The sequence below is a fragment of the Geminocystis sp. genome, assembly GCF_041753295.1.
Taxonomy (GTDB): Bacteria; Cyanobacteriota; Cyanobacteriia; order Cyanobacteriales; family Cyanobacteriaceae; genus Geminocystis.
Genome location: NZ_JBGSUU010000122.1, coordinates 22163 through 46530 on the forward strand (window position 1 = coordinate 22163; position 24368 = coordinate 46530).

Sequence of the window (24368 nt, forward strand, 5' to 3'; positions counted from 1 at the left end):
ATTTAATCGCATTCTATAAAATAATAAGTTAATTTCCCTCAAAATCGAGGGTTAGGAGGCAAAAATTCTTAACAACGCTCTAAAATAAATACATTACCTTCATTTCCTCTAGCAATGCGCAAATTTTCGTCTAAATAAGTTATTTCTAACCATCCTTGTGGATTATTTTGATTAAAATTACTTTTGCCAAAACTAAAATCAAAAGGAAAAAATTTCTTTCCCATTTCAATCCTATTAATTAAATTGGCAGGAGAAACATAACTTAATATTTTTTGTAATCCAAAAATAGAACGTTGAAACTTAATATTCACTCTTTTTGTCGAAACAATTTCAAAACTAGCCACTACACAAATTAATCCTTCTAACAAAGGTAAACCTTTAATTTCTGCGATGTTATAAATATTAGTGTTATCAGTCCGAATACATTGATAAATTTCCCCTAATTGCACAAGAGGAAGATTATTTAAACTTAAAATATTTTTACTGGTAGTATAAAGCAATCGCCAATCACCTTGGAGTAATAATAAGTTATCAAAGACATTTACATTAGGGTTACAGTCTTCTAACTTTTCCACTGCCGTCAAAATTTTAATTTTATCTATCTCTGTGGCTAATAAACCTCGATTTTTGTTGGCAATGACTTCTAATAATTCTGTTTTTAAATTCATCATAATTTATCCCTTAAACAAATGCTATAATTACCTACTGCTCAAATTTTACTCTTAATCTTTATTATGAAAAATCCCGCTTTACATCAAGAAAAACGTTATGAACCAGCTCCTGTAATACCTTTAAAACAAGACGGTTCTCTTTTAGACTGGTTAAAAGAAAATAATCGCATTATTTACCGAGAAGAAAAAGAAGAAAAAGAAGAAAAAATTATCACCAGTGCTATGCCTGAAGATGATGATATTTCAGATCTCATCGAAGGAGAAGAGGATGATTTTGATACGGATTTAGATGAAATGGATGTAGATTCCATTGACGATGATGATCTTATTTAAAGTTACTTTAAACGATATTAACATATTATATTAAATGGAATTTTTATGACAAAAAATAAAATAAGAATCGGTGTTTTAGGTTTTGGTGGTTTAGGACAAGCAGCTGCTAGAATATTACAACCAAAGTCCGAAATGTGTTTAGTGGCTGTAGCGGATCAAAAAGGTTATGCTTACAACAGTAATGGTTTAGATTGTGATACTTTAATTTCTATTTACCATGAAAAAGGATCAAGTGGATATTTACCAGAATACGGTGTTTTAAGTGATAATAGCATTGCTGATTTGATTTCTCACGCCGATGTTGATGGTTATTTTTTAGCGTTACCTAATTTGCCTAATACTTTTATGGCGGATGTCACTCGTCAATTTATTTCTTCTCGTTGGCAAGGGGTTTTAGTGGATGCTTTAAAACGTACCAGTGCTGTTGAGCAACTATTAAAACTACAAGCCGACTTAAACAAAGCTGGTATTACTTATTTAACTGGTTGTGGTGCAACCCCCGGATTATTAACCGCCGCCGCCGCCATTGCAGCCCAAAGTTTCGCCGAAATTCATCAAGTAAAAATTACTTTTGGAGTCGGTATTGCCAACTGGGAGGCTTATCGTGCCACTATTCGGGAGGATATTGCTCATTTACCTGAATTTAACGTTGATAAGGCTAAAGCCATGACTGATGCACAAGTAGAGGCTTTTTTAGATAAAACTAACGGTATTCTAACCCTCGAAAATATGGAGCACGCTGACGATATTATGCTTGAATTAGCTGGTATTTGCGATCGCCATCAAGTGACGGTGGGAGGCGTGGTGGATACTCGTAATCCTAAAAAACCTATTAGTACAAATGTAAAGGTAACAGGGCGAACTTTTGAAGGTAAAATTTCTACTCATACTTTTACTTTAGGAGATGAAACCAGTATGGCTGCTAACGTTTGTGGCACTGCCTTTGGTTATCTTAAAGCAGGAATTAAACTACATGAGCGTAATCTTAACGGTTTATTCACCGCCGCCGAAATTATGCCTTTATTTGTCAAATAAAATCTTTCCTGAAATCCCCTAATAGGGGACTTTTTTGATATTCTTTCTCTAAAATTTTTAACTCAAATTAATCTAAGTTTAATATTAAAAACTCAAAAAAATAAGGCTTTAAAACTGATAAATAAACTTCTAGGAAAGAATAAAAATTATGATTAATCTTCCCCATAAAAAAATAGGTGTTGCAGTAATTATTAACCAGAAAAAAGAGGTATTAATTGATAAACGATTACCTACTGGTTTAATGGCGAATTTATGGGAATTTCCCGGAGGGAAAATAGAAGTAGGAGAAACAACTCAAGACTGCATCAAAAGAGAAATTAAGGAAGAATTAGGAGTGATAATTGAGGTAGATAATCATTTAATTGATATTACTCACTCTTATAGTGAATTTATCGTAACTCTATCTGTTTATTTTTGCCATATTATCACAGGAAAACCTCAACCTTTAGAATGTGCTGAAATTCTGTGGGTATCAATATCACAATTACATCAATTTGAGTTTCCTTCTGCTAATGAAGCCATTATTTCCGCTTTACAAAACAGTGATAATTTTGCCCTTAATTAACCACAAAAAACGCCAGAAAAAATCTGACGTATGGAAGGATTATTAAATTACTTTAGACTTTTTGATAAGTTAGTTAAATAAGTTAAAATAACTAATTAACAAAAATTATTTAGAATAATAGCTTTTTTCCGCTTCTAATTGAGCTATTAAAGTATTTTGCCCTTTAGATTTAGCTACTTCTAAACGATGCTCCAAAGTTTTAAGTACTGTTGTTCTGTGAGCTTGTCTTGCACTTTCAATATTTTGTGTATTAATCATCTTTTTACTCCTGATTTATTTGTTTTATTTGTAGATATTTATAGTTAGAATTTTTCTGTTTTAAACTAACTAAAAATAATCATATTTAATATAATTACTATTAGATTCCAACTTGCTCAGAAGCTCTTTCTAACATACTAGCTTGACGATTTTGTTTCCGTTGGCGACTACCAACAGCTAATAAACGAGCTTGTTGACTAATTGAACCAATACAAGTAGTTTTTTTGTCTTCTTGTTGAGCGTTCATAATACCGCCTCCTCTAATTTGTAATGTTTTTAGATTTGAGGCGCGTTCCTTCAGAATGATGCTTCTTACTTCCGTCTGCTTTTACAGATGAACGATTTATCCTTACCCTTTTAATATAACAAAAAAGTATCAAAGTTGACAAACTTTTTTTAAAAAAGTATTTTTATTTTTAAACCACAATGTAATTAATTATATTTTACTTTATCAAAAAACAGATTAACTCATATATTCTGACTATTTTAAATCAATTTTTCTTATTCTTCTCTCCTGTCTCCTATATACTCAGGTTATGGTTTACTGTTTTTGATTCTGTGTCATGGTGAAAGTCTTACTTGATTGTAGTTCGATTCGAGATTATCCTAGTGGAGTTGGCTTTTATACTTATAACTTAATTAAAGGATTAAAAGAGCAAGAAAATCAGACTTCTTTTTCTTTTGAAATATACCGTCAACCTTCTTTCAAACATTGGTTAACTAATAATCATAATCTTCCCGATATTTTACAAGATATTTCTCCTTTAAAATTTTTACCTTTACCCGTTACCATTAGTAATTTATTGGGGAAATCAGCAGGTTTATTTATTAATAAAAATGATGCTTTTTGGCAAAATTTAGATATAATTCATGGTACAGATCATTATGTTTTCCCTTTTCCTTATGGTAAAAAAGTAATGACAATTCATGATTTAACTTTCTTAAAATTTCCTTTTTATAGTAATCAAATAGTTAAGACTTATACTAAAAGAATTAAAAAATGTTTACAGTGGACTGATTTAGTAATTACGTTTTCTGAAAATACCAAACAAGATATTATGGATTATTTTGGGGTTAAAAGTGATCAAATAGCGGTTACTTCCGAGGCAAGTAGATATAATATCAACTATTTAAAAGACAAAAATATTGAGAAAATTAAAAGTAAAGTTGATTATGATTTTCAGCAACCATTTATTTTATTTGTTAGTACCATTGAGCCAAGAAAAAATATCATTAATTTAGTGAAAGCCTTTAATCTTATTAAAGAAAAATATACCGTTAATCATCATTTGATTTTAATTGGTCAAAAAGGGTGGGAATATGAGAAAATTTTTGCTGAAATAGAGAACTCTAATTTTCGAGAAGAAATACATTATTTAGGTTATTTATCTGATGAAACCGTAGCCGTTTTTTATAGTTTAGCGGATGCTTTTGTTTATCCTTCTCTTTATGAAGGTTTCGGATTACCCATTTTAGAAGCGATGACTTTAGGTACACCCGTAATTACTTCTAATACGTCTTGTTTACCAGAAGTAGCTCAAAATGCAGCTATGTATATCAATCCTGATGATTATGAGTCCATAGCCACAACTATTTATGAAGTAATTAGTCAACCTGATTTGCAAAAAGATTTGATTACCAGAGGCAAAAATCGGGCAAAATTATATTCTTGGGAAAGAGTAGCCCAAGAAACTCTTAAGGCTTATGAGTTGATATTACCTTAACTTTTTTTAACGAGAATAATCAGCGATGGCGGAAATATAGATTAAGTGAAGTAATAAAATTCCACCCCAAATAAAGCTAAATTGATTTACCCAAAACCAATCGGGATGATTAAAATTATGGAAAAACCACACTCCAGAATTACAAGCAAGAAATAACGCTACATGAACAGCGAAATTCATACGATCATCTAATCTACGATATTCTGGGTCATTTTTACGATCTGGTTCACGAGGCCAACGTGGAGGCATAATTAATATTATCAAAAAAAGAAGATTACTAGATCAATTTTAGTCGAGAATAAATCAACTATCAACTATTAACTGTGAACTATTCAGGTATAATTGATGATTTGAGAAGTAAATAAAATAAATTGTAAACTAAATGATCTACGATATTTTTATGCCCGCCCTAAGTTCAACTATGACACAAGGGAAGATCGTTTCATGGGAAAAAGCACCAGGTGATAAAATTGAAAAAGGAGAAACCGTTGTTGTCGTCGAGTCAGACAAAGCCGACATGGATGTAGAATCCTTTTATTCTGGTTATTTAGCCACTATTTTAGTTCAAGCAGGAGAAGAAGCCCCCGTTGGTAATGCGATCGCATACATTGCTGAAACAGAAGCAGAAATAGAAGCCGCTATCAAAAAAGCAAATCAAAGTCAAGTATCTACATCGACACCGACACCACAAAAAGAAAACTTTAAACCTGAAGTAGCACCAGTTACTGTTTCCACTCCTACGGAAATACCCACGCCAAAAACTAGCAGTAGAATAGTAGTCTCTCCTCGGGCGAAAAAATTAGCCAAAGAATTAAAAGTTGATTTAAGTAATATTACAGGTACAGGACCAAACGGGCGTATTATCGCTGAAGATGTGGAAAAAACCGCAGGAAAACCTCCTAAAGTAGCACCCATTCCCGTAATAACAAAAGTAGTTTCTACCACTCCAGCACCATCCATACCTGTTAATAACTTAGCAGGAGAAACAGTACCTTTTAATACCTTACAACAAGCCGTTATTCGTAACATGATGGCTAGTTTAACTGTTCCCACATTTCAAGTAAGTTATACTATTACTACCGATGCCTTAGATAACCTTTACCGCAAGATTAAATCAAAAGGTGTCACCATGACTGCCTTACTTGCTAAAGCCGTAGCTGTCACCTTACAAAAACATCCCGTTGTTTATAGTAGTTTCACCGAAGGAGGAATTAAATATAACGAAGGAATTAATATTGCTGTAGCCGTAGCCATGCCTGATGGCGGTTTAATTACCCCTGTGATCAAAAATGCTGATAAAATTGATATTTATTCTTTAGCGCGTAATTGGCAAGATTTAGTCAACCGTGCGAGAGCAAAACAATTACAGCCTGATGAGTACAGTACTGGTACGTTTACTTTATCTAACTTAGGAATGTTTGGAGTCAATGATTTTACCGCTATTTTACCTCCTGGGCAGGGCTCTATTTTAGCTATTGGAGGAGTTCGTCCTACGGTTGTCGCTAATGGTCATGGTTTATTTGGTGTCAAAAATCAAATGACTGTAAATATAACTTGTGACCATCGTATTATTTACGGTGCAGACGCAGCAGGATTCTTACAGGATTTGGCAAAATTAATTGAAAATGATGTCCATTCTTTAACTCTTTAAATTCTTCGTATTAATAATTAGCAATTATCTATCAACTAAATATGTATGATTGTATTATCGTTGGAGCGGGTCCTGCTGGTGGCACTGCCGCTTATCATTTAGCAAAAAAGGGGCATTCTGTTTTAATTTTAGATAAAGCAGATTTACCTCGTTATAAACCCTGTGGGGGAGGAGTTTCTTCTATTATTCAACAGTGGTTTGATTTTGATTTTACTCCAGCTATCTCTTTAAAAACTGATAGGGTTTATTGCACATGGCAACATCAACAAGCCATTGCCGTCAATACCCAAGATTATCCTATTTGGATGGTAAGACGGGATATTTTTGACTTTTATTTAGTGCAACAAGCCGTAAAACAAGGAGCGATTTTACAAGACAAGACAGAAGTTACACAACTAGAATTTAAAAGTGATAAATGGATAGTCAAAACTCCTAAGGAAGAATTTTCTGGGCGTTATTTAATTGCCGCCGATGGTGCAAAAGGTTCGATGGTGAAATTATTAGGTTTCAAAAAACAAAAAAAATTAGTGGCAGGGGCGCTAGAAATTGAAATTCCCTATCATCATCAAAACAATGTAGATACTTATTTTGAGTTTGGCTTAGTAAAACATGGCTATGCTTGGAATTTTCCCAAAGCTGACGGTTTTTCTATGGGTGCAGGAGTTTTTACTAACCAACGTAAACCACAAAATTATCATCAAATTATCGCACATTATGCTAGTTTATTCCATCTTAACCTCGATGATGCCACAGAACATGGACACCCCATCGCATTATGGAATGGCAATCAAAAATTACATACTGATAACGCCATTTTAGCTGGGGAAGCGGCTTGTGTAGTTGATCCTTTTACAGCCGAGGGTATTCGCCCCTCAATTTTTAGTGGTTTAAAAGCCTCCGAAGCTATCCATCATAGTTTGGGAGGAGATATTAATGCTTTGGTAAAATATAGCGAAATTATGACTCAAGAATGGGGAAAAGAAATGATATGGGCACAAAAATTATCACAGATATTCTATCATTTTCCTCGATTTAGTTATGGAATAATCGAAAAACATCCTTCTTGTGCAAATACCATGACAAAAATTTTTAGCGGTAAATTAACCTATTCTCAAGTAGCCCAAAAAGGTATTAATTTGTTATTGGTTAATCATTAGCAGTTGCCTCATAGTTTCAGTGGAATAGGGAGATAGTAGAGAAGTTTATTACTAACACCTGAAACCTGAAACCTTCAATGTAAAATATTTTGCTTTGGGCTGACAACATTTATATTAATTGTTTTCTTCCTTTTATGTCTTCATTGTTAATTTTCGTTACAATAAATTAGGTAAGATCATAACTTCAATTTATCATGAAACCTGCTCGTATTAGTCGAATTATTCCTGATTCCATCGCCGCCGAAATGGGTTTTGAAATAGGAGATTCTATCGTTACTATTAATGGAATTATACCTAGAGATTTAATTGATTATCAATTTTTATGTGCTGATGAATTTTTGGAATTAGAAATAGTTGATAAATGGGGAAAAAAACATCTTTTAGAAATAGAAAAAGACTATGATGAAGACTTAGGTTTAGAGTTTGAAACAGCACTTTTTGATGGTTTAATTCAGTGTAATAATAACTGTCCTTTTTGTTTTATTGATCAACAGCCTAGAGGCAAAAGAGATACACTTTACCTCAAAGATGATGATTATCGCCTTAGTTTTCTCTATGGTAGTTATTTAACTTTAACAAATTTAACCCCTAAAGAATGGACTAGAATTGAACAAATGCGGTTATCACCTCTTTATGTATCCGTTCATACTACCGAGCCAGAAATTAGAAGTCATTTACTTAAAAATCATCGTGGAGGAGAAATAAAAAAACAGTTAGCATGGTTTCAAGAAAAACGTTTACAAATTCATAGTCAAGTGGTTGTATGCCCTAATATAAATGATGGGAAACACCTTGAAAAAACTTTACTAGATTTATTCTCTTTTCATCACGGCGATATTCCTGCGGTTATTAGCGCTGCCGTTGTACCTGTAGGATTAACGAAATTTCGTCCTGACAAAGATGAATTAATTCCCGTCACCAGAGAAAAAGCCTTAGAAGTTATTGCTCAAGTACAACAATTACAGATAAAATTTAGAGAAAAATCAGGCTCAACTTTTGCATGGTTAGCGGATGAATGGTTTTTAATCGCACAGTCAGAATTACCACCAGAATCCCACTATGAAGATTATCCTCAAATTGGTAACGGTGTTGGCTCAATTCGTCAATTTATCAAAGAATTTCACGCCATCGCTGATGATAAATTACCTTTAGAAATTTCATCTCCAAAAAAATTTACATGGATTGTAGGTAACGCTGTAGAAACTGCTTTTCAATCTTTAGTTAATCGACTGAATCAAGTTAATAATTTAGAGGTTAATTTAGTCGCTTTAAATAGTCAATATTGGGGGCAAGAAATCACCGTAACTGGTTTATTAACAGGGGAAGATTTACTTTATCATTTATCAAATCGTCAAGATTTAGCTACAAATATTTTACTTCCTTCGGTGATGTTAAAACATGATGAAGAAAAATTTTTAGATGACATTACTGTAGTTGAAATCGAACAAAAATTAGGCATTATTATTCATCCTGTTAAAGATATTAATGAGTTGATTAATCAATTAATCATATATTAAAAATTACAGCTCTTTTACTTTGAGGAAGAAATATTATATATTGTGATGAAAATGTTAAGTTAAATAAAAAAAACTGTTAAATTAAAACAATACAATTAGGGATAATTTTCTAATTTTTATAGATAAATAGTTTAAGCAATAATTATTTGTTACTGATACCTAACACCTTGAATATCAAAAGTTTTATTCATTATTTATTACTAAATTATCACAACTACTGTAGTAGAGCCAAAATCATTGCTTATTCTCCATTTTTTGTACCATTGCTGCCACTACTACGTCACCCCAAACATTTATGGTAGTACGACAACGATCAAGAAACCAATCAATGACGAGGATAAGGGAAATTCCTTCGATGGGAATATCTACTGCTTTTAAAACAATTACCATTGTTACTAATCCTGCTTCAGGAATACCCGCCGCGCCAATGGCTGCTAAAGTTGCGGTTAAAAAGATGACAATCATTTGCCCGATAGTTAACTCAATGCCGTAGATTTGGGCGATAAAAACTGCTGCAACGGCTTCATATAGTGCTGTACCATCCATGTTGATGGTTGCCCCTAGGGGGATGACAAAATCAGCAATTTTTGCCTCTATTTTATTGTTTTTGATGGCACATTCAAGGGTAACAGGGATTGTCGCTGAACTTGAAGCGGTAGAAAAAGCCGTTGTTAAGGCTGGTAACATTCTACGGAAAAAAACAAAAGGGGATCTTTTTGTGATAAAGTATAATAACAAAAATAAAATAGCAAATCCATGCAAAAATAGACCTAACATTACTGTACCTGTATATTTACCCAAAGAAAGAAACTCCTCAGCAAAGCCACTAAAACCTCCAGCTTCTCCTAAACGCCCTGCAATTAATGCACCAATACCTATAGGTGCAAATAAGAGGATTAAATCAACAATTTTCAGGATAGTAATATTTAAAGTGTTAAAAAAATTAATGAGTATAACTCCTTCGTTAAAAGTAGTTAAAATTGCCCCAAAAATTAAGGAAAATATGATTATAGGCAAGACATCATTATTTGCCATCGCTTGAAATAAATTGCGAGGAAGTAAACTAATAATAACGTTTTTTAGTGTTTCACTAATGGATTTTTTTTCCTTACCCATAACTTTTTTTGCGATAGTTAAATCTATCTTTAATCCTTTACCTTTTGCCAAGGGAATAGTAATTTCTCCCTCTTGATTTTCCCACTGTTTTATAGTAAGATGATTGTTATTAAAATTTTCTTCTTTTTCGATGACACCTGTGATATTTTGATCTAATAATAAGACTAAATAACGATCATCAAAAGGTTTTCTTAAACTATCTTTAGTTAAAGTTAATTGATTTTCTTGAATAGTATAATCAACATTTTCTAATAATTGTCCTCCCCTTAATAAAACTCTATCATTCTCATTGTCAGCAATACCCGGTTGAATAAAACTAACTAAAATTAAGCCTAAAATTACGGCTATTCCCGTTGTTACCATATATAAACTAATAGTTTTTAAGCCGATTCCTTTTAATAATCTTAAATCTCCTAAACCTGTGATACTGCTAATCATGGAAGTCATAACTAAAGGAATTACTAACATTAATAAACTGTTGATAAATAACTCTCCTAAAAAGTATATTTCTCTCCCCCATGTTGGTAAAAAGCCTCCTAGTAAAACTCCGCAAAAAATACCCATAAGGATAGGTATTAATAAAGATTTTTTTTCTTTTTCAGAAGATATATTTTCATTCATATTAAATAATTAATTATTGCTGATATTTGAAAAAAGATAACTAAGTAAGTAGATAAAATTAATTGTATGTTTACTTTATCCTCATGCAAGAGGTAAAAGGCAACAAAAATTATTAGTTATGGGTATTAATTTAAAATTAGATAATCCCTAAATGTTTTAATACTTAATGAGTTTAATTATATTGTTAATCATCTTTTTTTAAACTTAAGATTTAATTTTCGGATAAAGTAAGTTCAGTTTACAATGAGTTAACAAGTTAAAATCAGTAGAGTTAATCTGTTAGTCAGACATCGGCTATGAAAGGTAAAATCCCACCAAGAAAATTCAAATCTCAACAAATCAAACAGGCTAACGCTATTAATTTAGCTGACTATTATCCTCATCGTTTTCCTGTATTTGGTATCACTATTGATGACGCTACTACTGTTGATCGAGATGATGGTATTTGGTTGGTAGAATTGAATAATGGTAATTTTGAGCTACAAATAAGTATTACTGATGTATCGACTATTATTCCCAAAGATTCCTCAGTGGATGAAGAAGCCTTGTCAAGGGTAGTTACTCTATACCATACAACTGTGCCTCCCATGTTACCTTGTCATATTAGCACTAATTTAGGTTCATTGGAAGAAGAAAAAAGAAGATTAGCCTTGACGATTTTTTTTCACATCGATAATAGTGGCAATGTGATTTCTTTTCGCATTAAAGAAACAATTTTTACCAATAAAAAGGCTTTTAGTTATCAAGAAGTTGAAAAAATTTTACAAAATCCTCAGAATATTACTGAACATAAATTATTACTCAAAATGCAACAAGTTGCACAATTAATTGGTAGAAAAAGGGGAGGTAATTCAGGAATTTTAACAGCTAATGGTTATGTTGATGAAGATGGAAATTTAATACAAGAAAATGTTAATACTCATCAGCTAATCGCCGAATTAATGATTTTAACAAATACCACTATTGCTAACTTTTTAGCAGAAAATAATATTTTAGCATTATATAGAACCCAAGATGTCGGTACAACAGATTTTGAGTTAGTAAAGAAAACTATGGGACATTGTTTAGTACCAGCTATTTATAACTCTCAAGTTAAGCCTCATGTTGGTTTATGTTTAATAGCTTATATTCATTTTACCAGCCCTTTGCGCCGTTTTGTCGATTTAGTTAATCATCGTATTGTCAAGGCTATTATTAAACAAGAATCTTCTCCTTATACTGCCTCGGAATTAGATAATATTTGTTTGAAAATTAATAACTTTTATCAAGAATTTAAGGAAGATAAATCTAACTTTTTAAAAAAACAAAGGCAAGAAGTAATTGAAAATAATTTTAATAAGATTGAAAGTTTAGATATGGAAAAAATATCCGTTGATGAGTTTTCTGATTTAATTCAATACGCTGTTTATAATAATGAGATTCAAAAAATTTTTCCTTACATAAAATCTCGCTTTAATACATTACAACCTAAAGATTTTTACTATATTTGGTTTCGTTGTAAAATTAATGAATTTTTAGATGATGAAAATATTGATAGCGTTTCCGTTTTACTCATTAAATCTCAATCGGATGATTCTTTAATTGAATATAAATCAGAATATTGCGAAGTGAGAAAAATTTATTTTGTTTATTGTTATATTGATGGAAAAACAACTTTAAACCCAGCAGAAGATACTAAAAAAAGTAAAGCAAAACAAAAAGCAGCTTTAGCCACAATTAAAGGTTATCTTCATCAAGAATTAACTATAAATCCTCTTCCTATTCCTCAGATAAATTTAAGTAATCTTGTCTCTAATTCCTCCCCAGAAAATGCACTAAATTCCGATTTTAATAATTTAAGTGATAAAGATTTTTCTAAAATTTTAGATTATTGTATAAAAACTCATTTTGATGAGATAATTTTTCAAAAAATTGAAGCCAGAATCAATAATTTATTACCCAAAGATTTATATAAAATTTGGTTTCAAGGAAAAGTCAATAAGTTTTTAAATTATCCTAACTTAAACGGTGTTTCAGTACTTTTAATTCATTCTCAATTAACTGGTTGTATAGTAGAATATAAAATAGATTATCATTCCATAACTAAAAAATATATCGCTTATTGTTATGTTGATAATTTAACTCATCAGCAACCTCAATTTGACACAAAAAAAATTAAAGCAAAACAAAAATCTTCCTTAGCTTATATTGAATCTTATCTTCGGGATGAATTAACAAATCAACCAGATTTATTTGTCTATGATGATGAAATAAATATATTAGAAGAAACTACTTCAGCAGAAAATTTGATAAATACTATTAATTCCATAGAAACAGTTAACATTAAAGAAAAAGATGAGTCAGACTGGGTGTCCAAATTATATCATTTTTGTCAATCAAATCAATTAAATTATCCTGAATATAACTTTGATAATATTGATGGATTTTTTACTTGCAAAATTAGTCTAATTTATCAACAAAAAACTATTATTTCTAAAGGTTATGGTAAAAATAAAAAAGATGCAAAACAAAGCGCTTCTCATATTCTTTTTATTCAACATCAACTAGATTAATTAACCATAGATAATTTTAATATTTTATTTATTGCTAATTAGAGTCGGCACAGGGAATCAGAAAGTTATAAAAATCAAAGGTTAAGGTATAATATATCAACTAAAAAGTGTGCAGTTTCGAGGATTTTTATTCAAAAACTCAGCACTTTTGATACCATTTTCTTACTAGACTTCTCCCATAATTATTTTGAAAGGATTAAAATGACAATAAACTAGATTTATTAAATGATTTAGTATTAAAACTGATTTAATTTTTCTTTTGTGAAGATGTCTAATAAAATTTTTTTGGTAATTACTATTTATACTAAGATAGAGAGTTTTATTTATAAATATTTCTCCTAACTCCCTATTCCACTGAAACTCTGAGATAACCCCTAATTATTATTAGATATTTCTACAGCTTTAACTTCAATAGTACCATCAGGAACACTTCTTACAAATTTACCAGATTCTACCTTTAAAACTTCTCCACAATTTGGGCAACTACAATCAGTTTTATTAAACCCTTTAAAACTATAATTACATACAGGACAATTATCTTCCACTAAATTTCTTTTTAGCCACCAGCGAAATCCCCAAATAGCAACAATGGGAGTAATAAATAATAAGGCAATGAAGATAAAAAATCCTTTAACAATCCATTGTAATCCTATTGCTCCTAATAGTAAACTAACAATTACTAAAGTTAATAAACACCCTAAACCTGAGTCATTTATATTGATTATTTTATTTTGAAAATTTGACTTCACCCTTGTTACTTTCCCTATAATTTTTATGTTTACTTTAACATTTTTAATTATCTAATATCTAAAATTGAAGTTAAAATTAACATTTTCTTCATTTAAGTTAATAACGACATATTTTAGTCAGAATTATCTATCAAATCTTAATGTAATTTTACTCGAGGATCAAGCCATGAATAGGTCAAATCTGCTATAAGATTGAATATAACTATTAAAATACCATAAATCATTGCGATCGCCATAATTACAGGAGTATCACTACGATAAATAGAATCAATCAATAAAGCGCCAATACCGGGGATGCGAAAAATTTGTTCAGTAACAAGCGCGCCAGTGAATATACTAGGAATATCTAAAGCGATTAAAGTAATCACAGGAATTAAAGCATTGCGAAAAATATGATTAACCAACACCTGATAGCTATTTAAACCTTTACTATAAGCTGTGCGCACATAATCATGACTCAATTCTTCCGTTACCGATGAGCGCATAAATCGCATTAAAATGGCTGTTTGATATAAACTTAAAACCATAATCGGCATAATAGACTGTTTAATTTGTGCGAAAAAAGTGGCAAAATTAATTATTTCTAAATTACTATCATAAATAAAAGGTAGCCATTTAAGTTGTACACTAAAAATAATGATTAATAATAAACCACTAAAAAAAGGAGGAATAGAATAGCCAAAAAAAGAGATTATTGTAATGATATTATCAAGAAAAGAATAACGTTTAATAGCAGAAATTAAACCCAAAGGAATAGCCATTAAAACACTAAGAAAATAAGCAACACCCACAATCATTAAAGTATTAGGAAGACGTTGTAAAATTAAATCAAAAACTGGACTTCTACTACTAAAAGAATAACCTAAATTTCCTTGTAAAAAAGCAAAAAGCCATTTAAAATAACGAATATAAATAGGCTTATCTAACCCCAAAGATTGTCTAAGATTTTCTCTAACTTCCTGAGTAATATTTGGATTAGAAGCAAATTCACTTAGAGGATCACCCGGTGCTAATGCTAAGATAAGAAAAATTACCACACTAATAGTCAGTAAAGTTGGCAGAGAAATTAAGATTCTTTTCGCTAAATAATTCATTATCTATTTTATCTATTAGACATCTCCAAAAATTAAAAATAAAATCAGTTTAAAATAAGAAATTATCAATTTTAACTACTATTACCTGAGTTAGCAGAATTTATCTATTCATTAAACAGCATTATCTCGTAATTACCATAACCAAAACTGAATAAAAATAGACACAAGCCACCCCTCCCCGACCGCAACGGGTCAAGAAAAGGTAGCTTTGTTTGTTAACTCTATTATAACCAGAAAAGATTAACTTTGTCAAGTATTTCGAGATATTTTTTATAATTATTTTTTCAGAGGAGAAAACACGAAAATTTATCAAACCTTTATTAAAAGTGACAAGAAGATAAAATAAATTTATGCTGTATAAACCCCAGAATTAGTACGTTTTAAAAAAGTCTTTAATCGCTCACTTTTTGGAGCGGAAAATAAATCTTCAGGTTTACCCATTTCCTCGATAATTCCCTCATTAAAAAATAAAACTTTGTTAGAAACCTCTCTTGCAAACTGCATTTCATGGGTAACTACAACCATTGTCATACCTTCTTCTGCTAATTGTTTCATGGTTGAAAGTACTTCTCCTACTAATTCTGGATCTAAGGCGCTAGTAGGCTCATCAAATAAAATTATATCAGGTTGCATACATAAACTACGGGCGATGGCTACCCTCTGTTTTTGTCCTCCTGAAAGTTGCTCAGGATAAGAATCAGGTTTCGTAGATAAACCAACTTTTTCTAAATAATGTAAGGCTTTTTCCTTGGCTTCATGGGTAGATTTTTTTAACACTTTTTGTGGTGCTAACATCAAATTTTGTAAAACCGTTAAATGAGGAAATAAATTAAAATGTTGAAAAACCATACTTACTTTACTTCTTAATTCTCGCAAAGAAATTTCGCTAATTTTATGAGCAGACATATCAACGCCCATAACTTCTAAAGTTCCTGATGTAACAGTTTCAAGACGATTTAAACAACGAATAAAAGTCGTTTTACCACAACCAGAAGGGCCGATTATGGAGACAACATCACCTTTATATAAAGCAACATTTACCCCTTTTAATACTTCTAAATTGCCAAAACTTTTATGTAAATTATCACTAATAATTACTGGATCGGATAAAGACATAATTATATATTTTTTGATTATATATAGATAATTTTAATATCAATAAAGTATTCGTAAGATAACCAATTTTAATCTGACAAAATGTGTTTTAGATAACAAACTATCTTAATTTTTCAAGCCATAGTTAAAGTCACGATTATTCTTAAGCAAATATTATTGGTAGTAATGATCAAACACTTTCGCCATGGATGGATTAAGCCCATTGCCTTGGGATTATTAGCCTGTATCTCCATAATTTTCATGACTTTTAACCCTTTCACGGTAGAACCTGCTAAAAGTCAGTTAATTGCTTTCAAAGTAGGTACAGAACCAACTTTTCCTCCCTTTGAAATGCCTTCAGAAGATGGTAGTGGTTTACAAGGTTTTGACATTGATTTAATGAAAGCCATCGGTAATGAAGTTAACTTAGCAGTAGAGTTTGAATCATTGCCCTTTGATGGTCTTATTCCAGCATTACAATCAAATACTATTGATGCGGCGGTTAGTGGCATTACCATCACAGCAGAAAGAGGACAATCCGTAGCCTTTTCAAGTCCTTATTTTAAAGCAGGTTTAGCTATTGCTGTTCAAGAAAATAACGAGACAATTAAAAGTTTTGACGATTTAACAGGGCGAAAAATTGCCGTACAAATAGGCACAACGGGAGCTATGGAAGCACAAAAAATCCCCAACGCTCAAATAATCGCTTTTGATTCGGCGGTGTTAGCTTTACAAGAGTTAGTCAACGGCAAGGTTGATGCAGTAGTAAATGATGGCCCTGTAACATTATTCGCTATAAAAGAAGCAGGATTAAGAGGAGTAAAAGTAGTCGGGGAATTAGTCACCGAAGAATTTTATGGCATAGCTTTACCCATAAATTCCGAGAAAGTGATGTTACTTAACTATGGCTTATTTCAAATTTTACGCAACGGCACTTATAGAGAAATTTATCAAAAATGGTTCGCTGGTGAGCCTTTAGTATTACCTTTGATCGCACCCTCTTTAATCGGTACTACATCTTCAGATTTTACCACAAATCCTTTGAGTAGTAGTGGTAGTCAATCCGTCTTAACTTTACTAATCCAAAGATTACCTCAAGGTGCTGTAGTCACCCTTACTTTAACGGCATTATCCATCTTTTTTGGCTTAATTGGTGGCTCATTTGTGGCTTTTGGCTTAATTTCTGATAACAAACTCCTGAAAAATATTTTGCGGGTTTATGTGGAATTTTTCCGAGGTACTCCTATGTTAGTACAATTATTTATTATTTATTTTGGCTTACCAGCTTTCTTTCAAGGCATGGGTTTACAGTGGAGTTTACAACGTCTTCCTGCGGCGGTTATCGCCCTAAGTTTAAACGTTGCTGCCTATCTTGCGGAAATTATTAGGGGGGGTATTCAATCCATAGATAAAGGTCAATGGGAAGCCTGTGAAGCATTGGGAATGAATAGATTACAAACCTTAAAAGAAGTAATTATGCCCCAAGCCTTTCGCCGAATTTTACCTCCTTTAGGTAATGAGTTTATTACCCTTATTAAAGACACCAGTTTAGTTGCCGTAATTGGTTTTGCTGAGTTATTCCGACAAGGGCAATTAATCGTAGCGAGTACATTTCAAGCCTTTCAAGTTTATATTGCCGTAGCGTTAGTTTATCTGGTTTTAACTACCTTATCATCCTTTGGATTTAAGTGGCTAGAGAAAAAGATGGACCCTGTAGGACAAGCGAAGCGTAAAGGTGCTTTGCAAAATGGTTAAGCCATATAGGTTAGGTAACACAAAGTAAAACGTTACTAACAAATATTAAAAAGTGCAAAGAAACTATAAAAGTTTAAATTATTTAATTGAGGAGTAAAAAATGACTAAAAAACTTAATTATCTCTTATCTTTGTCTGTTATCTTGGGTTTAGGAGATTTTTACCATAGCAATATCGTTAAAGCACAATCCGTTGTTGATTCTCAAACTATGGCTTATGACTCTGATAGTAATTCCATGAGTCAGATTAATAGCGTTTCACAACTGCGAGATGTCTCCCCTACGGATTGGGCATTTGAAGCCCTTAGAAGTCTCGTAGAGCGTTATGGTTGTATTGTAGGTTATCCTGACAGAACTTTTAGGGGTAATCGTGCTTTAAGTCGTTATGAATTTGCAGCAGGTTTGAATGCTTGTTTAAACTCCATGGAAAGGTTAATACAAGAAGGCACAACGGTTATTAAAGAAGACTTAGAGAAATTAAAGGCGTTAGCTAAAGAATATGAAGTAGAATTAGCTACTCTTAACACTAGAATCAATAATTTAGAAGGTAGAATTACCTTTTTAGAAGATAATAATTTTTCTACTACCACCACTTTAAGGGGAGAAAATATCATTGTTTTTTCAGGAGTTGGGGGCAATGAAACTGCTGCTCTTGGAGTACCTAAAAATACACCTATCAATGATGGACAAATTACCGCTAATTATCGTACTCGTCTTGATTTAAACACCAGTTTTACCGGGGAAGATTTGTTAAAAGTTAGGTTACAAATGGGTAATTTTTACTTTGCCCGAGGGGGGAGTAATTTAACTGATTTCAACTTTAGTGCTGGAGGAGAGAATAACACCGCTTTAAATAAAGTACAGTATAGCTTTCCTGTGGGCGATCGCTTGAAATTTTGGTTAGCGGGAATAAAAATTACTCTCGATGACATTTCAGATCCTCTTTCACCTTATACCTCAGATTTTGCTACAGGATCAGTAGCATTTTTTCCTAGTTTAGCACCGATTTACCTTATGAACGACTATGAAGGTCCGGGAGTGGGTGCTTATTATGACATCACCGATAAGCTAAATATTGGGCTTCTTTATTCTGCCCTTAACGGTAGTAATCCTGAAAGCGGAAACGGCTTATTTAACGGTAAATATAACATTGCGGCGCAATTAACTTACAAATTTGATGGTAATACTGGTATCGCCTTCGCCTATGCTAGAGATTATAGCGGTGCTGGGGATTTACAAGATTTTTCCCTTTTAGGTTATACGGGGGTAGCTAATACAGATGATCCTTTTGATGGTAACGCTGCATCTTCTGATCATTATGCCGTAATTGGGTCATGGCAAATTAGCCCTCGTTTTAACATTTCGGGCTGGGGAATGTACACCTATTCTAAAGCCGAAGGTGGTTTAAGAAGTGGAGATTATGCCGACATTTGGAATTGGAAAGTAAGTTTAGCTTTTCCTGACTTATTCAAAGAAGGTAATTTAGGCGCTGTAAGCGTTGGAAGTCCTCCCTATGCTGGTACTTTAACCAATAAAAATAACGTTTCTACAGATATTGTAGCCACTAAAGATACACCCTTTCTTGTGGAAACATTTTATATGTTTAGGTTAACAGATAATATCTCCATAACTCCTGCTTTTTGGGTAGGTATTAACCCTGCAAATAACCGAGATTCTTTATATGTAGGTGCTTTGCGTACTTCTTTTACTTTTTAACTTTTATTAAAAACATAAATTAAATATTCTGTAATTAAGGGCTTTAGCCCTTTTATTTTTCTTTGAGGATTGAAGATATATGGTATTAATAAAAGAGTGAAATAAGACTTTCTTTATGTAAAGCACAAAAAAATCAAAGTGATGAACATTATTCAATTAGATGTAAGACAAACCATAATTGTGGCTATTTTAGTCTTATATTTCGGAAAATATCTCACAAAACAAATTAATTTTTTACAAAATTTTAATATTCCCGACGCTGTTTCAGGAGGCGTTTTAGCTTCCTTATTTTTTGGTATTTTATATAGTATTTTTCACCTTCAAGTAGATTTTAGTCTTAATATTCGTGATGCTTTACTAATCATCTTTTTTACCACCATTGGACTTTCTTCTAAACTAAAAACTCTCTTACAAGGAGGAAAACCTTTATTAATTCTCTTAGCTATGGCTGTATGCTATTTATTTTTACAAAATTTAACAGGAGTAGCGGTTGCCTCTATTCTGGGGTTAGATAAACCTATTGGCTTGATTTCAGGCTCTATTTCCCTTAGTGGTGGCCATGGTACAGCCATCGCATGGTCTGCTATCCTTAGAGATACCTATAGCATTGACAATGCCTTAGAAATTGGTATTGCTAGTGCTACATTTGGTTTAGTTTTAGGGGGCATTATTGGCGGTCCTGTCGCTCGATTGTTAATAAACAGAAATCGATTAAAAGTTAATGACTCAAAAGAAAATCTGACTATCGGAATTAAACATGATCAGAAAAATGTCAGAATTGATTATAATACAATGCTCTATAGTTTATTAATACTGGGAATTACTATCGGTTTAGGACTTCAAATCAATTATCTTGTTGCTTTAATAGGTTTAAAGTTGCCTGATTTTGTAACTTGTTTATTAGCTGGAATTATCCTCACTAATACCATACCTTTAATTTTTAAAACCATTTCTTGGCCATCAAATACTCCTTCTTTAGCGTTAATTTCTGATGTCAGTTTGGGTTTATTCTTGTCAATGTCATTGATGAGTTTACAACTATGGACATTAGCAGAAATAGGTATCCCTATCGCAATTATTCTTATCATGCAATTTCTAGTAGTGGTTACTTATACTATATTTATCATTTTTCCCGTTATGGGTAAAGACTATAATGCCGCTGTAATTTCTGCAGGTTATCTAGGTTTAGCATTAGGTGCAACACCAACAGCGATCGCAAATATGACAGCCGTAACAGAAAAATTTGGTGCATCACCTCAAGCCTTTCTAATTGTGCCTTTAGTGGGTGCATTTTTTATTGATATTGTTAACGCTTTTGTGATTCAAAGATTTCTCAATTTAATCTCATAAAAACTACTTTTTTAGTAAACCTTATTTATTTATTTTTCCTACATTTTTCCGAACAATATTTAACCTCCTCCCAACATTTAGCCCATTTTTTACGCCAAGTAAAAGATAACCCACAAACTGGACAAATTTTGGTAGGAAAATTAGCTTTTTTAATTTGTTTTGGCATTTGAAAAAATCTTTATTTAGGGAAAATTTTTCTAACTTTTAAAAATAAAATTAGTTTGAGCTAAAATGTGATTATAATTATTTTACTCAAAATTAAGCCAGTTTTCCACTTCTTCCCATCCTAATCCTTTCCGAACTACAGAGGGCTTACTATTAGAAAAATCGAGAATAGTAGAAACATCAAAACCCGGATTAGTTTTATCATCAATAATAATATCAACTTGTTTATCAAACTCATCAAATAAACGGAATTTTTCCCAATTTTCAGAAGGAAAATCACCATACTCATCTATAATATGAGCGGAAGTAGAAATAATAGGATTATCAAGGGATTGTAACAAAACTTGACACACATTGTGATCAGGCACTCGAATTCCCGTAGTTTTACGTTTAGGAGACATTACCAATTTTGGCACTAATTTTGTTGTAGGTAAAAGGAAAGTATAAGGGCCTGGAATCAACCGTTTCATGATACGATAAGCCTCATCACTAACAACGGCATATTCAGAAATATGAGATAAAGAAGAGCAAAGAAAAGTCAATGGTTTATCATTAGATAATCGTTTTAAAGCCCTAACTTTTTCTACTGCTGATTTTACATTCATATCACAACCGATAGCGTAAACTGTATCCGTAGGATAAAGCATAATCGCTCCTTTTTTTAAGGCTTGAGTAATTTTTTCAATATCACGAGATTGGGGATTATCGGGATTTAATTCGTATAATATAGCCATAGTTAATAATTAATAGTTAATAGTTGATAGTTGATAGTTAATAGTTGATAGTTAATAGTTGATAGTTGATAATCATTGAGAATTTACCTTTGCCCCTTGCCCTTATAATTATTAATTGTTCATTGATGATTGTACCGTAAATGGAAAGAATAGCTTATTTACAATGTCCGACAGGTATAGCTGGGGATATGTTTTTAGGTGCATTAGTCTCGGCTGGTGTGCCTTTAGAATATATTGAAAATGGTTTAAAAGGTTTAAATTTATCTTCAGAATATCAATTAAAAGAAGAAAAAGTCTTAAGACAAGGGCAAAGTGCGGTTAAAATTCATGTTGACTTAATCCATCATCACCATCACCATCACCATCGTCATTTAGCAGATATTGAAAATTTAATTATCTCGGCTAATTTATCCGCCATTGCTACTACCAATAGTTTAGCTATTTTCCGACATTTAGCTGAAGCAGAAGGTAAGGTTCACGGCATTTCACATCAAAAAGTTCATTTTCATGAAGTGGGAGCTACTGATGCTCTTGTGGACATTGTCGGTACTTGTTTAGGTTTAGAATATCTTAATATCCAAAAGTTATATTGTTCCCCTTTACCCACAGGAGGAGGTACAATTAAAGCCGCTCACGGCAAATTATCAGTACCCGTTCCTGCCGTGTTAGAATTACTCCAGACTAGGCAAACTCCCCTTTATAGTAATGGTATCGATAAAGAATTAGTTACCCCCACAGGAGCAGCGATCGTAACTACATTAGTAAAAAAATTTGGACAACCCCCGCAAATGTCATTAATCAAAATAGGAAGGGGTGCTGGTAGTCAAGATTTAGAAATACCGAACATTTTACAGTTATGGATAGGAGAAAGTAAACATAGTGAGAATTTAGAAGAAATAGTAGTATTAGAAACTCAAATTGATGATACAAATCCGCAAATTTTTGGTTATCTTTTGGAAGAATTATTGAAAATGGGTGCAAGGGATGTTTTTACTCAACCAGTGGGAATGAAAAAAAATCGTCAAGGAATCTTATTAACAGTCATTTGTGATATAGATAAAATTGACATTTGTGAAACTATTATTTTTCGAGAAACCACAACCATTGGTATTCGTAGGCAAATTCAACAACGCTCAATTTTACCTAGAGAAATAGTGACAGTTACAACTAAATACGGTAATATTCGAGTAAAAGTAGCAAAAAAAGATGATGAAATAGTCAACATTCAACCAGAATATGAAGATTGTGCTGCCATAGCGCGTAAATATAACATTCCATTAAGTCTAATTGTTTTAGAATCCCAACAAAAACTAAGACAATAAATTTTAATACACTAGCATTAATGGTTATAAACTATCTTATCTATTATGGTTAGATGGGTTTTAGCTTATTCGCCACCATCAGCAAAAATAATAAAATCGCTACGAATCCAACCCACCGCTTTAGATTTAACAAATTCGACTTTACACCAATTAAGATCACTACCTGCTGTATCTTTATTTAGCACACACTCAATCACTTTGACTTTATCTCCGGGTATTCCATATTGAGGAGCACTAGAATTAATTGTTGGTTTTGTGCGTACATTAATGCGTGTATTAGGATTACTAGCTCTGAGAGTTGAAATACCACGAGCTAATGTTGGTGATATGGTTGCGAACAGTGTCGCTACTACTAAGAGAAAAGGTAAACTTCTTTTGAAAATCATGTTTTATATTTCCGTGAAAACTAGAATTAATACGACCGATCATAAATTGTCGAGATTCAACCTGTTGCTACTGGGAATAAAAATTTACAATTAACTTAATCATGTTAATCTCTATCGTTGTTATAATTTCGGAGTCTTTAACACTTAAAAGTAATTAATTAATTTAAGGATTGAATTTCATGAGCCAATTTACAAAATTTTTAACAACAAGTGCGATTGTCGCTACTGCCTTTATTGTTGCTAATCCTCTCACAGCCCAAGCTATTCCTCAAAAATCAAGAGGGGCTTGTGTGGCAAGAACTGCCGAAGAATTCGGAGTAAGTGTTTTTAACGTAGTTATTGAGAGTGTTGGACCTGTTAGTGCTGAAAGTGGTGCTACAACTTTGTTGATGAAGAAAAAAAAACGGGAGAAACTGCCGAATGTCGGGTTAACACCATCGATCACACGGTATCATCTGTTGAGTTGAATGAAAAAACTCCTGTTAGTCAGAATCCTAAAGGAAAACATGACGAAACACCAGAAAATTTAATTAGTACCACTCCTCCCGCTTTAGAAGATTTAGTGGATGCAAGAGCAGGACAAGCAGAAAATACATTAGTATCCAGAGGTTATACCTATCGTAACACTGTCACTTTTGAAGGTGGTAAAAGTTCTTATTACACCGAAAATGCTACAGGTTACTGTGTAGAGGTGGGTACAGTAGAAGGACGTTTCAGTAGCATTGTTTACAATTCTAGCGATCGTTGTGCTAAAAAATAAAAATAAATATTTGTCTCATATTTTATCTCTGTTTAAGGAAAGTA

General features: G+C 32.3%; 25 protein-coding genes and 1 riboswitch. Of the genes, 14 read left to right on the forward strand and 11 right to left on the reverse strand.

The genetic code is table 11. The annotated features are described in order from the left end of the window. Nucleotides 1–68: 68 nt before the first annotated feature. Nucleotides 69–668: a PAP/fibrillin family protein gene (locus ACEW8E_RS15215; RefSeq protein WP_373481244.1), complete on the reverse strand. Its 600-nt coding sequence runs from the start codon at nt 666–668 to the stop codon at nt 69–71. 66 nt (nt 669–734) lie between these two features. On the opposite strand from ACEW8E_RS15215, the gene ACEW8E_RS15220 reads away from it, so the two are divergent. The 3 genes from ACEW8E_RS15220 (at nt 735) to mutT (ending at nt 2604) form a co-directional block, all read left to right on the forward strand. Then, nucleotides 735–1004, forward strand: coding sequence for a DUF3134 domain-containing protein (locus ACEW8E_RS15220; RefSeq protein ID WP_373481205.1), 270 nt, complete (start codon nt 735–737; stop codon nt 1002–1004). A gap of 45 nt (nt 1005–1049) precedes the next feature. Next, entirely contained in the window at nt 1050–2039 is a 990-nt protein-coding gene (locus ACEW8E_RS15225) for a saccharopine dehydrogenase-like oxidoreductase (RefSeq protein WP_373481206.1), read from the forward strand. 148 nt (nt 2040–2187) lie between these two features. Next, a complete protein-coding gene (gene mutT, locus ACEW8E_RS15230) occupies nt 2188–2604 on the forward strand; it encodes an 8-oxo-dGTP diphosphatase MutT (RefSeq protein WP_373481207.1) in 417 nt (138 codons plus the stop codon). 105 nt (nt 2605–2709) lie between these two features. Here mutT and ACEW8E_RS15235 read toward each other — a convergent pair whose 3' ends face one another. Together ACEW8E_RS15235 and ACEW8E_RS15240 are read right to left on the reverse strand one after the other, a co-directional pair. Next, nucleotides 2710–2862: a hypothetical protein gene (locus tag ACEW8E_RS15235; protein WP_373481208.1), complete on the reverse strand. Its 153-nt coding sequence runs from the start codon at nt 2860–2862 to the stop codon at nt 2710–2712. 100 nt (nt 2863–2962) lie between these two features. Continuing rightward, nucleotides 2963–3109, reverse strand: a complete 147-nt coding sequence (locus tag ACEW8E_RS15240; RefSeq protein ID WP_373481209.1) for a hypothetical protein — start codon at nt 3107–3109, stop codon at nt 2963–2965. 39 nt (nt 3110–3148) lie between these two features. Then, nucleotides 3149–3205, reverse strand: a riboswitch (Glutamine riboswitch). A 220-nt stretch (nt 3206–3425) separates the two neighbouring features. Here ACEW8E_RS15240 and ACEW8E_RS15245 point away from each other — a divergent pair. Next, nucleotides 3426–4586, forward strand: coding sequence for a glycosyltransferase family 4 protein (locus ACEW8E_RS15245; RefSeq protein ID WP_373481210.1), 1161 nt, complete (start codon nt 3426–3428; stop codon nt 4584–4586). Nucleotides 4587–4592: 6 nt separating this feature from the next. Here the strand turns inward: ACEW8E_RS15245 and ACEW8E_RS15250 are convergent, their stop codons facing one another. Continuing rightward, entirely contained in the window at nt 4593–4835 is a 243-nt protein-coding gene (locus ACEW8E_RS15250) for a hypothetical protein (RefSeq protein WP_373481211.1), read from the reverse strand. A gap of 133 nt (nt 4836–4968) precedes the next feature. Between ACEW8E_RS15250 and ACEW8E_RS15255 the strand changes: the two genes are divergently transcribed. The 3 genes from ACEW8E_RS15255 to ACEW8E_RS15265 all read left to right on the forward strand — a co-directional run bounded on the left by ACEW8E_RS15255 (nt 4969) and on the right by ACEW8E_RS15265 (nt 8911). Then, nucleotides 4969–6237: a dihydrolipoamide acetyltransferase family protein gene (locus ACEW8E_RS15255; protein ID WP_373481212.1), complete on the forward strand. Its 1269-nt coding sequence runs from the start codon at nt 4969–4971 to the stop codon at nt 6235–6237. 41 nt (nt 6238–6278) lie between these two features. Beyond that, nucleotides 6279–7394: a geranylgeranyl reductase family protein gene (locus tag ACEW8E_RS15260; protein WP_373481213.1), complete on the forward strand. Its 1116-nt coding sequence runs from the start codon at nt 6279–6281 to the stop codon at nt 7392–7394. Nucleotides 7395–7588: 194 nt separating this feature from the next. Continuing rightward, on the forward strand, nt 7589–8911 hold the full coding sequence (locus ACEW8E_RS15265; RefSeq protein WP_373481214.1) for a TIGR03279 family radical SAM protein: 1323 nt from the start codon (nt 7589–7591) through the stop codon (nt 8909–8911). A gap of 234 nt (nt 8912–9145) precedes the next feature. On the opposite strand, the gene ACEW8E_RS15270 is transcribed toward ACEW8E_RS15265, so the two are convergent. Then, a complete protein-coding gene (locus tag ACEW8E_RS15270; protein ID WP_373481215.1) occupies nt 9146–10648 on the reverse strand; it encodes a dicarboxylate/amino acid:cation symporter in 1503 nt (500 codons plus the stop codon). Nucleotides 10649–10944: 296 nt separating this feature from the next. Here ACEW8E_RS15270 and ACEW8E_RS15275 point away from each other — a divergent pair, with 296 nt between their 5' ends. Then, nucleotides 10945–13200, forward strand: coding sequence for an RNB domain-containing ribonuclease (locus tag ACEW8E_RS15275; RefSeq protein ID WP_373481216.1), 2256 nt, complete (start codon nt 10945–10947; stop codon nt 13198–13200). A gap of 374 nt (nt 13201–13574) precedes the next feature. Here the strand turns inward: ACEW8E_RS15275 and ACEW8E_RS15280 are convergent, their stop codons facing one another. The 3 genes from ACEW8E_RS15280 to ACEW8E_RS15290 form a co-directional block, all read right to left on the reverse strand. Further along, on the reverse strand, nt 13575–13949 hold the full coding sequence (locus tag ACEW8E_RS15280; protein WP_373481217.1) for a hypothetical protein: 375 nt from the start codon (nt 13947–13949) through the stop codon (nt 13575–13577). A 137-nt stretch (nt 13950–14086) separates the two neighbouring features. After that, nucleotides 14087–15043: an ABC transporter permease gene (locus ACEW8E_RS15285; protein WP_373481218.1), complete on the reverse strand. Its 957-nt coding sequence runs from the start codon at nt 15041–15043 to the stop codon at nt 14087–14089. Nucleotides 15044–15391: 348 nt separating this feature from the next. Further along, on the reverse strand, nt 15392–16159 hold the full coding sequence (locus ACEW8E_RS15290; protein WP_373481219.1) for an amino acid ABC transporter ATP-binding protein: 768 nt from the start codon (nt 16157–16159) through the stop codon (nt 15392–15394). 165 nt (nt 16160–16324) lie between these two features. Here ACEW8E_RS15290 and ACEW8E_RS15295 point away from each other — a divergent pair, with 165 nt between their 5' ends. The 3 genes from ACEW8E_RS15295 to gltS all read left to right on the forward strand — a co-directional run bounded on the left by ACEW8E_RS15295 (nt 16325) and on the right by gltS (nt 20957). Continuing rightward, entirely contained in the window at nt 16325–17893 is a 1569-nt protein-coding gene (locus ACEW8E_RS15295) for an ABC transporter permease subunit (RefSeq protein ID WP_373481220.1), read from the forward strand. A 100-nt stretch (nt 17894–17993) separates the two neighbouring features. Continuing rightward, the gene (locus tag ACEW8E_RS15300; protein ID WP_373481221.1) at nt 17994–19607 is read left to right on the forward strand and encodes an iron uptake porin; all 1614 of its coding nucleotides are present in this window, start codon (nt 17994–17996) and stop codon (nt 19605–19607) included. A gap of 141 nt (nt 19608–19748) precedes the next feature. Continuing rightward, complete coding sequence (gltS, locus tag ACEW8E_RS15305; RefSeq protein WP_373481222.1) at nt 19749–20957, forward strand: sodium/glutamate symporter; 1209 nt, start codon at nt 19749–19751, stop codon at nt 20955–20957. Nucleotides 20958–20982: 25 nt separating this feature from the next. On the opposite strand, the gene ACEW8E_RS15310 is transcribed toward gltS, so the two are convergent. Both ACEW8E_RS15310 and ACEW8E_RS15315 read right to left on the reverse strand, forming a co-directional pair. Beyond that, complete coding sequence (locus tag ACEW8E_RS15310) at nt 20983–21123, reverse strand: DUF2256 domain-containing protein (RefSeq protein ID WP_373481223.1); 141 nt, start codon at nt 21121–21123, stop codon at nt 20983–20985. 82 nt (nt 21124–21205) lie between these two features. Further along, nucleotides 21206–21856, reverse strand: a complete 651-nt coding sequence (locus ACEW8E_RS15315; protein WP_373481224.1) for an L-threonylcarbamoyladenylate synthase — start codon at nt 21854–21856, stop codon at nt 21206–21208. A 140-nt stretch (nt 21857–21996) separates the two neighbouring features. Here ACEW8E_RS15315 and larC point away from each other — a divergent pair, with 140 nt between their 5' ends. Continuing rightward, nucleotides 21997–23178 carry a nickel pincer cofactor biosynthesis protein LarC gene (gene larC / locus ACEW8E_RS15320; RefSeq protein WP_373481225.1) on the forward strand — a complete coding sequence of 394 codons (1182 nt, stop codon included), beginning with the start codon at nt 21997–21999 and terminating at the stop codon, nt 23176–23178. A gap of 65 nt (nt 23179–23243) precedes the next feature. Here larC and ACEW8E_RS15325 read toward each other — a convergent pair whose 3' ends face one another. Next, a complete protein-coding gene (locus tag ACEW8E_RS15325; protein ID WP_373481226.1) occupies nt 23244–23564 on the reverse strand; it encodes an SH3 domain-containing protein in 321 nt (106 codons plus the stop codon). 179 nt (nt 23565–23743) lie between these two features. Between ACEW8E_RS15325 and ACEW8E_RS15330 the strand changes: the two genes are divergently transcribed. Both ACEW8E_RS15330 and ACEW8E_RS15335 read left to right on the forward strand, forming a co-directional pair. Continuing rightward, nucleotides 23744–24031, forward strand: a complete 288-nt coding sequence (locus tag ACEW8E_RS15330; RefSeq protein WP_373481227.1) for a hypothetical protein — start codon at nt 23744–23746, stop codon at nt 24029–24031. Then, nucleotides 24028–24324, forward strand: coding sequence for a hypothetical protein (locus tag ACEW8E_RS15335; RefSeq protein WP_373481228.1), 297 nt, complete (start codon nt 24028–24030; stop codon nt 24322–24324). The genes ACEW8E_RS15330 and ACEW8E_RS15335 overlap by 4 nt, the downstream gene beginning before the upstream one ends. The last annotated feature ends 44 nt before the right edge of the window (nt 24325–24368 follow it).